The organism is Bacillus sp. DX4.1, from assembly GCF_030348195.1.
Taxonomy (GTDB): domain Bacteria; phylum Bacillota; class Bacilli; order Bacillales; family Bacillaceae_G; genus Bacillus_A.
In genome coordinates this window covers 2,422,636-2,435,651 of sequence record NZ_JAUCFT010000008.1, presented here as the reverse complement: position 1 = coordinate 2,435,651, position 13,016 = coordinate 2,422,636, and the positions used below count along the sequence as shown (strand labels likewise).

The 13,016-nt window shown below is 37.5% G+C and carries 12 protein-coding genes; 1 reads left to right on the top strand and 11 read right to left on the bottom strand.

Annotated elements, in window-relative coordinates; genetic code table 11:
- Window positions 1-262: 262 nt before the first annotated feature.
- From QUF99_RS15350 to kynU, 4 genes are all read right to left on the bottom strand, one after another.
- Window positions 263-1,171 (bottom strand): serine hydrolase domain-containing protein, encoded by a 909-nt coding sequence (locus QUF99_RS15350; RefSeq protein ID WP_289371105.1) that lies wholly within the window; start codon window positions 1,169-1,171, stop codon window positions 263-265.
- A gap of 104 nt (window positions 1,172-1,275) precedes the next feature.
- Window positions 1,276-2,115 (bottom strand): tryptophan 2,3-dioxygenase, encoded by an 840-nt coding sequence (gene kynA / locus QUF99_RS15345; protein WP_289371104.1) that lies wholly within the window; start codon window positions 2,113-2,115, stop codon window positions 1,276-1,278.
- A 34-nt stretch (window positions 2,116-2,149) separates the two neighbouring features.
- Window positions 2,150-2,779: an arylformamidase gene (gene kynB / locus QUF99_RS15340; protein ID WP_289371103.1), complete on the bottom strand. Its 630-nt coding sequence runs from the start codon at window positions 2,777-2,779 to the stop codon at window positions 2,150-2,152.
- Between the two features lie 3 nt (window positions 2,780-2,782).
- Window positions 2,783-4,069, bottom strand: coding sequence for a kynureninase (kynU, locus tag QUF99_RS15335; protein WP_289371102.1), 1,287 nt, complete (start codon window positions 4,067-4,069; stop codon window positions 2,783-2,785).
- A 160-nt stretch (window positions 4,070-4,229) separates the two neighbouring features.
- On the opposite strand from kynU, the gene QUF99_RS15330 reads away from it, so the two are divergent.
- The gene (locus QUF99_RS15330; RefSeq protein WP_289371101.1) at window positions 4,230-4,847 is read left to right on the top strand and encodes a TetR/AcrR family transcriptional regulator; all 618 of its coding nucleotides are present in this window, start codon (window positions 4,230-4,232) and stop codon (window positions 4,845-4,847) included.
- Between the two features lie 267 nt (window positions 4,848-5,114).
- Here the strand turns inward: QUF99_RS15330 and QUF99_RS15325 are convergent, their stop codons facing one another.
- The 7 genes from QUF99_RS15325 to QUF99_RS15295 form a co-directional block, all read right to left on the bottom strand.
- Complete coding sequence (locus QUF99_RS15325; protein ID WP_289371100.1) at window positions 5,115-5,354, bottom strand: DUF3977 family protein; 240 nt, start codon at window positions 5,352-5,354, stop codon at window positions 5,115-5,117.
- Window positions 5,355-5,646: 292 nt separating this feature from the next.
- The gene (locus tag QUF99_RS15320; RefSeq protein ID WP_289371099.1) at window positions 5,647-7,509 is read right to left on the bottom strand and encodes a sigma-54-dependent Fis family transcriptional regulator; all 1,863 of its coding nucleotides are present in this window, start codon (window positions 7,507-7,509) and stop codon (window positions 5,647-5,649) included.
- A 268-nt stretch (window positions 7,510-7,777) separates the two neighbouring features.
- Window positions 7,778-7,957, bottom strand: coding sequence for a hypothetical protein (locus QUF99_RS15315; protein WP_289371098.1), 180 nt, complete (start codon window positions 7,955-7,957; stop codon window positions 7,778-7,780).
- Between the two features lie 153 nt (window positions 7,958-8,110).
- Entirely contained in the window at window positions 8,111-9,487 is a 1,377-nt protein-coding gene (gene lpdA / locus QUF99_RS15310) for a dihydrolipoyl dehydrogenase (protein WP_289371097.1), read from the bottom strand.
- Window positions 9,488-9,503: 16 nt separating this feature from the next.
- Window positions 9,504-10,709: a dihydrolipoamide acetyltransferase family protein gene (locus QUF99_RS15305; protein ID WP_289371096.1), complete on the bottom strand. Its 1,206-nt coding sequence runs from the start codon at window positions 10,707-10,709 to the stop codon at window positions 9,504-9,506.
- Window positions 10,710-10,733: 24 nt separating this feature from the next.
- The gene (locus tag QUF99_RS15300; RefSeq protein WP_289371095.1) at window positions 10,734-11,768 is read right to left on the bottom strand and encodes an alpha-ketoacid dehydrogenase subunit beta; all 1,035 of its coding nucleotides are present in this window, start codon (window positions 11,766-11,768) and stop codon (window positions 10,734-10,736) included.
- A 17-nt stretch (window positions 11,769-11,785) separates the two neighbouring features.
- Entirely contained in the window at window positions 11,786-12,784 is a 999-nt protein-coding gene (locus QUF99_RS15295) for a thiamine pyrophosphate-dependent dehydrogenase E1 component subunit alpha (RefSeq protein ID WP_289371094.1), read from the bottom strand.
- Between the last annotated feature and the right edge of the window lie 232 nt (window positions 12,785-13,016).

Here is a 13,016-nt window from a genome sequence, read left to right as displayed (position 1 = left end):
CAATAAATATTCTGACTTTATTTTCGAGCCAAATCCCCAACATTAAATAAAAGCGGGGGCATCCGCCGCTAATTATTAGTTGAACCAATCAGGATTTTATGGGCCGTTTTCCCCCCATCAAGCCTCTTTGCTTTTTGCTGAATTCTGAGGTGGGGGTATTACTGCCCGCGAATAGCAGGATAAAGAAATATGGAGGTTTCACTTCTACAATTTCCTCTCCTTATATTCATTTAACTTTATATTCATATAAAAAAACAAGAGTTTATGCAAACTCTTGTAAGTGCTGAATAAATAACTTTAACGGTACTAACCCACGCTTCGGCATTTGACTACTTATTACTGCAACAAGCTCTAATTGTGGCACAATCAAAATATACTGTCCCCCATACCCCATCGCAAAATATGTATGGTATGGCATGTTACATGTTTGTTGATCTAACACCCACCAGTGAAAACCATATGATCCTACGTGTTCATAGGTTGTAAATCGAGGCAAATGAGATTGCTCAATCCAACTTGAAGATACAAGTTGTTTTCCATCCCAGTCTCCATTTTGCAAACATAATAGGCCTAATTTCAACAGGTCTTCTGACTTCATTTTCATACCAAACCCGCCAACGTAAATTCCTTGTGGATCTTGTTGCCATTCATAATCGAAAATATGTAATGGTTCAAATAGATATGTTTTTGCAAATTGTTCTGTCGTCATCCCTGTGGCAGCTTGTAAAATATAACTTAACAGATGCGAAGAACCTGAATTATAGTTCATTTTTGTTCCTGGTTCGTCAATCACTGGTGTCCTTAAAATATAGTCCATCCAATTTCTTGACTCCACAAAATCATTTGGAAATACAACTCCGTTTCCAAACTCCTTCCAATCTTCACCAGTTGTCATCGTTAACAAATGATATATGGTCAGTTCCGCCTTTTCCTTTGGTACATTCGGAATCCATTTTGTTATAGGTGTATGTATATCATTTATATACTCTTTATCAATGGCAATACCGATTAAAATTGATACGATACTTTTTGTGATAGAATTAATTTTGTATAAAGTCTGTGCACATTCTTCTGTTTTGTAGTAATTTGTAGTAAGTTCACCATGTTGAAATATGAGAAATGAATTTATTTTCTTCTTTTTAAAGATATTTTCTAAAGCATAAAAATCCAATGTATGTTCCTCCAAAAAATTACTTTTTACTAGTAGTCTTTACTATATCACGAAATACCAATCCAAAAGAAAAAGCCAGTAGCTGAAAGAGCTACTGACTTTTTTTATAATTTCGTCCGCACATTCCAAAGCTCTGGGAAAAAGCATTGATCGAGGACACGTTTTAAATAAGACACGCCTGATGAACCACCTGTGCCCATTTTATGTCCGATAATACGTTCAACCGTTTTCATATGACGGAAACGCCACTGTTGTAGCCAGTCTTCAATATCAATAAGCTTTTCAGCGAGCTGATATAAATCCCAATATTTCTTAACATCTGAATACACTTCCACCCATGCCGCTTCAACTGTTGCATCTTCTTCATAAGGCTGCGTTAAATCGCGCTGGAGAAGATTTGGATTGATTGGGAAACCTTCTTTTACAAGCGCTTGAATCGCCACATCATAAAGGCTTGGTGCATGTAGTGCTTTAAGCAAACGGGCATGTAATTCTGGATCTTTTTCATAAATTTTTAAAGCGTGAGGCGTTTTGTAGCCAAGTGCGTACTCTATCATACGGTATTGATAGGATTGAAATCCTGATGCTTGACCGAGCGAATCACGAAACTCAATATATTCAGCTGGTGTAAGCGTCGCAAGAATATCCCACGATTGAATAATTTGGGATTGGATTTTTGAAACGCGCGCAAGCATTTTAAAAGCTGGTGCTAATTTATCATTTTTAATTGATTCAATCGCAGCATTCAACTCATGTAAAATCAGTTTCATCCAAAGCTCACTTGCTTGATGAATCACAATAAATAACATTTCATCATGATGATCTGATAGTCTCTTCTGACTGCCTAGCAAACTATCTAACTGTAAGTACTCACCGTACGTCATATTCTCTCTAAAATCAGTATGAATACCCTTTTCCATAATTACTTTTTCATTCTCTTTCATAAATGGAACACCCCTTCTATCCCTATGTCTTCTCTTATAGCGGTCTAATTACAGCACGTACAGGACTTCCATCCCCATCCACTAACGCTAGCGGTAAGGCAATGAGTTCATAATCTCCGTCTTGTACTCTGTCTAATACGATATTTTCTAAAATGTGAATACCATGTTTAAATAATTTATGATGTGCTGCTAACTCTTTATCATCAAGTGGGTCTACAGAAGGTACGTCCACACCGATTAAACGGATTCCCTTTTCTGAAAGAAACGGTGCAATATCAGCACGTAAATATGGGATTTTTTCTGGAAATGCAAGCGGATTCCCATGCGAAGAAGTTCGCAATAATACCCGCTCTACACCTTCTAAATGAAATCTTTCTAATTCTTCCGCACCAATACTCTCCATACCTGATACATCAATAATACGAGCTGGACCAATATAAACTTCAACGTCTAAATCTAGTACCTTTTTTCCATCATTATCAAAATGAAACGGTGCATCGATATGCGTGCCAGTATGAATACTCATCGTCAGCTTCCCAACATTCACAGATCCACTTTGTTCTTTGGACCATGAAACTTCATACGAAAATGGTGTATCTCCTGGCCAAGTTGCAATATCATTATTTAATGGTTGTGAGATGTCAATCCAGTTGCTTTCTTTCATGTTTTATGCCACAACCTCTCGTGTATTTTCAAATTGTTTATATTGCTCTTCGGTCATAATCTTTTTCAAAATTTGTACAGACTTCCATACTTCTTCGTACGTGTTATATAAAGCCACAGGTGCAAGACGAACTCCATTTGGTGCACGAAAATCCGGAATGACACCATTTGCTTTTAACGCCTTACAGATCCGTGCCGCTTCTGGGTGTTCTAAATAAATATGTCCCCCACGTTTTTCATCTTCTAGCGGATTACCAATCGTAAACCCCATATCTTTCAGTTCATAATCGATTAAATCAAGCATATAGCGCGTAATATGTAATGATTTTTTTCGTAATCGTTCCAGTCCTGCTTCTTTAAAAATCTCAAGTGATCCAATTAATGGTGCAGTACTTAATACGTGCGGTGTACCAATTTGATACGCACCTGCATGTTCAGCTACTGTTAATTCATGCTCCATATCAAACTGCTTATCTTTTCGTGAGCTAAACCAACCGGACAGTCCCGGAAGACGATCGAAATACTTTTTGTTTACATATAATCCGGCAACACCACCAGGTCCTGCATTTAAATATTTATAATTACACCATACAGCGAAATCAACATCCCATCCTTGGAAATCATGTGGTATCGATCCAATCGAATGACATAAATCAAAACCGATATGAATGCCTCGTTTATGGGCTTCTGCAGTTAGTCGCTTCATATCAAGAATTTGTCCACTTCGATACAACACTGCAGGTAACAAAATTAAAGCAATATCATCAGTCATCGCTGCAATGATATCTTCTTCCAGTAACGTTCGGCCATCATGGCTCTTGACTTGAACAAGATGTTCATTTGGATCGAGTCCCTTTAAACGAAGTTGGCTTTGCAGTGCATAAATATCAGATGGGAAAGTAAGATCATCCGCAAGAATCTTTGTACGTGCTCCTTTCGGTTCATAAAATGTTGCAATCACTTGATGAATATTCGTCGTCGTGGAACCGGTTACAATTACTTCTTCGGGTAAAGCTCCCACAAGTGGAGCTGTTAACTCTCCTAATTGTTCTGATAGAAAAAACCAAGGGTGTTTCCCTTCTGTCCATCCATCAATCCCGTATTGTTTCCATGAATCTAACATAGTAAGTAAAGATTGTTCCGCTCGTTTTGATAGAAGTCCAAGTGAATTGCCGTCTAAATAGATTGTTCCTTCTTTCTTATAAAATTCTTGTTGAAATGATGCAAGTTCATCATGTTTATCACATTCAATTGCATATTCATAAGATGGTTCAAATGGTTTTTGATACATTCTCTCACCTTCTCTTAATTTTCTTTTAATTCTAATTAATTGAAATATATCATCAAAACTGACATAACGTCAATGATATTATGTCAGTTGACATTTTACGCTACCTTCACCTAAAATAAAGTTATATTTTCAGATTTTTCAGTATAAAGAGGTGGTATGTTTGGAAAAAAGTCTTCTTTCAACAAGACAAAAACGATCAGTAGAAACAAGAAAAAAATTATTAGAAGCTGGCCGGGAAGTTTTTATAGAACACAGTTTTCAAAAAACAACAATCTCACAAATTATAAAAAAAGCAGCAACCGGCTATGGTACTGCATACGTATACTTTAAAAATAAAGATGATATTTTAATTGTTCTTATGGAAGATGTAATGAATCAGTTTTACAGTATTGCTGAACGTTCCTTTTGTCCTAAAACAAAAAAAGAAGCTCACATGATGATCCAAAATCAAGTACGAGCTTTTTTACAAATGGCTGAAAAAGAAAGAACGATGTTGCAAATTTTTGAAGAAGCAATTGGTACTTCAATCGAAGTTCGTCAAAAATGGAGTGATATTCGTGAACGCTTTATAAATCGAATTATTCAAGATATAGCCTATTCTCAACAAAATGGTTTGGCAAAAAATGATATAGACAAAACGATTGTAGCACGTGGTTGGTTTTACATGAATGAAATGTTCCTATGGGAAATTGTTCGGAACAAAAGGGAAATATCTTTAGACGAAGTTGTATATACACTAACAGAAATGTATACCACAGGGTTATATAAAAATGAATAGCACGCTTTTCCCCTCAAGCATCATGATTTGGGTTATAACGGATGCGTGCTATATGCATTTTCATTTCTTTTTGCTATGACTTTCGAATCGTTTTATTTAAAATTCCTTTTACACCACAACCATGTATTTGTTTTGGTTATTGCTTGTAAACCTGTTTTTTTCACAAAGCTCGTGAATAACAGCTTCTTCTGGCATTTCACCAGGACCAATTGCTTCAACCGGAAGACTCCAATGTTCCCCTCCCGGATATAAAAATCACTTTATTTACTATAACTTACTAACAATCCCCAAAATAAACTTATACTTATTACGGCGCTTCCTTGTTTTCTTAAACCCTTCTTTTGAATCTAAAATAAAACAAGTTTTCCTTATCCAAACTCGTAAATAAACAGACTCCAAAATAATGGGTTTAACAATCCCTTTTTGCTCAAATTCAGTTCGATCTTCACGTTCCGTTTCAGTCCGGATCAGCCATCTATTTCCTAATCCAATTTCTATGTATTTCAATTACGACTCTCCTTTTATAGTACTTTTATCTCGCATTAATGCGCAGTACCCCCCACCTCAAGGTTAGGTGGAGGATAAACTGCCCTTAAACGCCCGATTGGTGAGGGCTAATAATCAGAGGGGGGAAAGCCCCCTCTGATTAAAGTTTCGCTTTATAAAAACATGGGGAAAGGATTATCTCTCCTATTAGGAAATGATTCTTTCCCCATGTTTTTTTATTTCCCCGGCAAGCGCAGGTTCCGACATTTCATGCGCTGGAATACAAATAAGCAGGCTATGAAACACCTGCTTACTACAGCTCAAATCGCTGCATTCTTTTATAAAATGTACTACGCGGTACATCTAATAGTTTTGCCGCTAGTGAGACATTTCCATTTGTTTTTTGCAACGCTTCTATCATTCCATCTCGCTGAACCTTTTCTCTAAATGTTAATGTATGCTCATGATTCTTCTTTTCTTTTCCTTCTAATTTGAGCTGTTTACTTTTTACATTCATCGTATGTAGTAAGAATGAAATTTGCTTATCACATATTTCCCTACCTTGTGAGAGTATATATATACGCTCTAGCACGTTTAACAATTCACGAATATTTCCTGGCCATTCGTGTTGAAGAAGTTGATCACATATATTCGAAGGAAACTGAACATCCCAATTTTTTCTTGCACAAAAATCTTGAATAAAATATGGAATATCCTCTTTCCGTTCACACAAAGAGGGCACATAAATTGGATAAACGGGCAACCGATAATATAAGTCTTGGCGGAACTCTCCTTCGTCAACAAGCTGCAATAAATCTCGATGCGTTGCGGTAATGACTCGAATATCTACAGGTACTTCCTTCGCACTCCCAATTGGTGTAACCTTACGTTCCTGTAGGACACGCAAAAGTGCTACTTGCATTTCTGGCGGTACTTCTCCTATTTCATCAAGAAAGATGGTTCCGCCACTTGCTTGTTCAAACTTCCCTTTATATCCTTGGCGACGCGCTCCAGTAAAAGCCCCTTCTACATAACCGAATAATTCACTTTCCATTAATTCTTTTGGAAGTGCCCCGCAATTAACCGCAATAAACGGGCCATTCTTTCTTGGACTATTTTCATGAATTGCCCGGGCCACGTACTCTTTTCCAACCCCAGTTTCTCCGCAAACATAAACACTTGCATCAGTCGGTGAAACGAGCTTAATTTCTTCTAATGTGTGCTGAAAAGTAGAACTTGTTCCAACAACGCCAGGAAAATGTACAGGCTGAGACATTTGTATAGCACCGTAAACCTTTGGATGATCCAATACATTTTTTAATAAATAAATACATTTTCCAATTAGGCGCTCATTCGAATACACGGGGATTTCCATTCGGCTAAGAAATCCATATTGCATTAGATTACTGACTTTCATACGTGACCAATTGGGCACTTGTTCCCTGACAGGCTTACTCGCAGAAATAACAACTTGCCTGTGATTACAAATTAACAATGGTTCCTCGCTATCAATCACCTCTAAAAAACGATGAATTAACTCCAATTCATGCTGGTGTACACGTATACTGCATTCACGTTCAATCGCATGTGCAATTGATGTTACCATTCCAAGCATATACGGATGAGAGAATTCCATCGGACATGACATATCAAGGATACCAATTAATTTTCCATCGTCATTATGAATTGGTGCTGCTGCACAGCTCCAACTGTGAGATGCGACGGAATAATGTTCTGTACCACTTATCATGATCGCTTCTTCAATTGCAAGTGCCGTACCAATCGCATTTGTACCGACTGCTGCCTCCGTCCATTTCACACCTTCAATAAAATTAATATGTTTTGCTTGCTGTAACGTCTGTTTATTTCCTGTTAAAGAAAGTACATATCCATCTGGATCTATTAAAAGCGCCATCATTTGTAATTCATCAATTGTTTTTTGCATATTTTGAAGATGTGGTAATGCTATATCAAGGAAGATTGCACTTTTCTGTTTTTGTTCATGAAATTCATCTAATGTTAGAATTTTCTGACCCTTGTTCATATGGGGATTGACATGGGCTTGTTTACTCCGATGCCACGATTCTGAAATTCTTTTATTCATACGTGTAGAATCAAGTACACCCTCATCCACAAACTTTTTCCAAGTATGTAAGTAAAACGGTGAAGTTAACATCGTATCATCTCCCTTTTTCTCATTTTGGAGATATTTCTCTCTAACGTACTATAAAGTGAAACTTTGATCAGTGGCAGTAGGAGTTTCTTTATCCCCCACCTAACTTCTTTCTTGCAAAATTTTGAGGTGGGGATATTACTGCCCGTTAATGCGGGATAAAACTCCTAATTTACTTTATGCTTAAGAGTCTCAAAAAGAAAATGTATTTCTATTATAAAACGCAATAAAATCGTTTTCAATATAATCAGAAAGATGACACAATCTGTTATTAATTCACTTCTTTTCGTTTCTTATATAACATGAAGCTTTGTACTATACATGAAGCAGCAATAAAAATCCATAACCATTTCATTGAATGATCTTCCATATACAACATTGTACTTCCAATAATTAATAGAATCGATGAAATAATACTGATGAATAATTTTGTTTTGATTTGCAAAGTCATCCGCTCCTTTTAAAACGAAGTAATTTATCTCTTTTATTATTTATTTAAATATCATTATAACGATACTTATATCATTTTTCTTCAATGACATTCATAACCCCTTCTACTAAATTACAATAAAAAAGGACAAGTTGCATAGCAACTTGTCCTTTTTTAAACATGTACCGCGTGTCCTATCGTTTGCAACAGCGCTTCATGAATTGCTTCTGATAATGTTGGATGAGCTGCGATAAAATCTCTCATTACATCGGCCGTTACTTCTGTATGCAGCATGACTGTTCCTTGTCCAATTAGTTCTGTTGCACGCGGGCCAATAATTGAAATCCCGACAATTTCTTGATATTTAGGTTCTACAATTACTTTTACTTTCCCAATTTGTTCTCCTAAAATAAGCGCCTTTCCATTTGCAGCAAAAGGAAATTCACCAATGAGAACATCCCCATATTGTTCACGTGCGTCCTTCTCTGTCAAACCAACACTTGCAATTTCTGGAGATGTATAAATACAACGCGGAACCGCATGATAATTTACTTTTACTTCTTCACCACATGCATGAAGAGCTGCGGTGGCACCTTCATGAAATGCAACATGAGCTAGTTGAATTCCCCCAATAATATCGCCTGCAGCATAAATATGTGGTACGTTCGTCTGCATATGTTCATTTACAGAAATTCCTTTGTTCGAAAACTCAATTCCAGCCTTTTCAAGACCTAATTCGTTTACACGTGGTTTTCTGCCAATGGAAACGAGTACATGATCTGGCTTTAGCTGATGCGTTTCACTTTTATTTTCAAACAACGCTTGCTTTTTATCAATATTTAAACCTTTTAAAGCTGTTCCAGTATGGATTTGAACACCATCGCTTTCCAATTTCTTTTGTAAAATAGTAGCGATATCTTCATCTTCACCAGGAAGAAGCTGCGGTGCCATTTCCACGATTGTGACTTTCGTTCCTAAACGACTATAAATACTAGCAAACTCGCACCCAATGACTCCACCACCAACGATTAATAAAGAAGATGGGATTTTTTTAAGTGCCATCGCATGACTACTATTTAAAATCCATTCTCCATCAAACGGTGCGAAAGGCAACTCATCAGGTTCTGACCCTGAAGCGATAATAATTTGATCCCCGTCTACTGTTTCTTCTTTACCACCCACGATGCGCAAGCGATGGTCTGTTAGAAAACTCGCTTTTCCTTTTATCACTTTAATTTTATTTTTCTTCATTAAATATTGAATCCCTTCCACAAGCTGGGTCACAATTTTATTTTTCCGGCCCTGCATTTGTTCCCAGTCAATGACAACTTCATCTTGCGGAAGTTTTACACCAAAGTCCTTCGCTTGTTTCACAATATCGTGCACTTCCGCACTTTCTAATAACGATTTTGTCGGCATACACCCTACATTTAAACACGTACCACCAAGTTCATTCTCGTCAATTAGAACGACCTCTTCCCCCTGCTGAGCAGTAGTAATTGCCGCTACATATCCAGCTGGTCCACCGCCGATTATGACTAATTTACTCATTCTATCTCACCTTCTTTTATAAAAGAATTGTTACGGGCTCTTCTAAATATTGTTTAATGGTACGTAAAAATGCTCCTGCAGGTGCACCGTCTAATACACGATGATCGAATGTTAAACTTAATGGTAAAATGCTTCCTTTTTGTAATTCTTCTCCTCGGTACACAGGCGCATGTTCAATTGCCCCTACACCAAGAATTCCAGCTTCAGGCGTATTTAATACTGGTGTAAAATGTTCGATTCCATAAGAGCCTAAATTACTAATTGTGAATGTTGTACCTTGCATATCATCACCGCTTAAGCTGCCCTCTCTCGCTTTTGCCGCAACAGACTTAATTTCCTTTGATAATTGAACAAGTGATAAATTGTTTGCAAAACGAATTGCTGGTACAACTAATCCGTTTTCTAAAGCGACTGCCATTCCTAAATGAACATGTTCAAATTGATAAATCGTTTCATCAATATAAGCACTATTCATTTGTTGATGCTCTTGTAGTGCTAATACGACAGCACGGGAAACAAAATCGGGAATAGTTAGCTTATTTTCATATCGTTTTTGTACGACATCCGCCATTTGTTTATGGAGCGCCAATAAATCTGTTACATCTACTTTCATCGTTAACGTTAACTGCGCACTATTTTGTAAGCTTGCATACATACGAGTCGCGATTGCTTTACGCATACCGGAAACAGGGATCTGCTTACTTTGTTCTTGTGCTGCTACTTCTGGTATTGCTACCTTTGTTTCTAACGCCTTTAAAACATCTGCTTTCGTAATTCTTCCTCCTGGTCCTGTTCCCTCCAATTTTGAAATATCAACATTTTCAGCTTTTGCTATTTTTCTAGCAACAGGAGAAATTTTAATTCGATGTTTTGTTGTTTCTTTCGCAATTGGTTCTGTATGTTGTACTTCCTCTGTTGACACTTCTACTTTTGGAGCCGAATCTTGAGGTTTAGGTTGCTCCTCATGGATCGGCACAGCTTCATTTGGCTTTCCGATATAACAAATAATAGTACCTGGCGGAACACCTTGATCTTCCGCTACTGCAATATCTAAAACAGTTCCATCAGCTGGCGCTTCAATTTCCATTTCAATTTTTTCTGAGTTAATGCTAGCGAGTGATTCACCTTTCGTCACACTGTCTCCTGCTTTTATATTCCAAGCTGTTACGATTCCTTCTTTCATCGCCATCCCTAGTTTTGGCATTACAACTTCAACAGCCATGCTTCTCTCTCCCTTCTTGTATCGTTAAACGTTTAATAATGAGCGGTCTCCAATAAGTTCAGAAACTGTTTCAATTACTTTTTCAGGTGTTGGTAAGTATAACTTTTCAAGTGGCGGTGAGAACGGCACAGGCGTATGCGGTGCTGTAATTCGTTTAATTGGTGCATCTAGTAAATCAAAGCCTTTATCCGCAACAATTGCTGCAATATCAGTTGCGATGCTACATCTTGGATTTGCTTCATCAATGACGATAAGACGATTTGTTTTTTCAACAGATGCAAGAATCGTCTCTTCATCAAGTGGTGATAAGCAACGTGGGTCAATTACTTCTACTTCAAATCCTTTTTTCGCCAGCTTTTCTGCCGCTTGCAGTGCTGTATGCACTTGTTTACCAATTGCTACGATTGTTACATCCGATCCTTCACGTTTTACATCTGCTTTTCCTAATGGAATTGTGTAATAGTCTTCAGGAACTTCACCTTTCATATTGTAGAGCGTCTTATCTTCAAAAAAGATAACCGGATCATCATCTTCGATGGATGCTAAAAGTAAACCTTTTGCATCATATGGTGTTGATGGGACTACCACTTTAATCCCAGGAATACTTGTAAACAATGCATATAAACTTTGTGAATGCTGAGCTGCTGCGCTAAATCCTGCTCCGTGTGTTGTACGAATCGTTACTGGTACTTTTGCTTTTCCACCAAACATATAACGGAATTTCGCACCTTGGTTCAACACTTGGTCAAGACAGCTACCAATAAAGTCATTAAACATTAATTCAGCAATTGGACGTAAACCAGTCGCAGCTGCAGCCATTGCTGCTCCCATATAACCAGCCTCTGAAATCGGTGTATCCAAAATTCGATCACGACCAAATTCTTGTACGAGCCCTTTTGTAACACCAAGTACACCGCCCCACGCTTCATCATCTTGCAGGTGATCAACTTGTGCACCGCCAGCAACATCTTCGCCTATTAAAATTACATCTTCATCACGGCGCATTGCCAACTTCATCGCTTCATTAATTGAACTGGACATACTAATATTTCTAGTCATTTTCTTTCACCCTCCTCTTATTTATAAGAAACATATACGTCTGTTAATAGTTCTTCATCCTTTGGATACGGACTATTTTCACTAAACTCGATTGCTTTTTGTACTGCTTCATCCACTGCATTTTCCATTTCCACAAGCTCTGATTCTGAAAGTAATCCTTTGTTAATTAAATGTTTTCTGAAATTCACAATCGCATCTTTCTCATTTAAATGCTCTTCTCGTTCATCTGCTGTTTTATATGTTTGTGCTTCGCCTTCAAAATGTCCGTAATTTCGATATGTCATACATTCAATTATTGTTGGTCCTTCGCCGTTTCTTGCTCGCTCTATTGCTTCCTCTGCTGCTTTATACACCGCTAACAGATCTTTTCCGTCTACACGAACACCAGGAATATTGTAAGCTTTCGCACGATCCGCAATTGAATCACAGCTAGAAGCATATTCGAATGTAGTTGCTTCACCGTATCCATTATTTTCAGCTATAAAGATAACTGGTAACTTCCAAATAGCTGCTAAGTTCACTCCTTCATGGAACGTGCCTTCATTATTTGCACCATCCCCAAAGAAACAAACGCTTACATCTTTTGTCTTTCTATACTTAGCTGTTAAGGCCGAACCGCATACAAGTGGAAATCCTCCGCATACAATTCCGTTCGCACCAAGCATTCCTTTATCTAAATCGGCAATATGCATAGAACCGCCTTTTCCTTTACATAATCCAGTTGCTTTTCCAAAAAGCTCGGCCATCATGCCATCTAAATCGCAGCCTTTCGCGATACAATGTCCATGTCCTCTATGTGTACTTGTAATACTATCACTATCTGTTAAATGGGCACATACACCAACTGCGACTGCTTCTTCCCCTGCATATAAATGAACGAAACCTGGTAAAACACCTTGTGCAAATAATTCGTGCACCTTATCTTCAAATTTACGAATCTCTAACATTTTTTCGTACATCCAACTAGCTTGTTCTTTTGTAATTTCATTCCCTTTATTTTCAGTTGTTTTTAACATGTTCAGCCCTCCCATTTTTTTGTACGTCTTTTATAATGCAAGTAACGTGCCAAAATAGATCCCTTGTCATGAAGCGGTTTGTTTCTTTTTCATACAAACAAAAGTGGACATAACGAGACGGTTGTCTCATTGTGTCCACTTTTGTTCATGCCATTTACTGTTCTACAGATACTGAACTTTCTTTAACCTCTTTTTCAAACTCATTCCAATACATAAGCTAATAAAGAAAGAA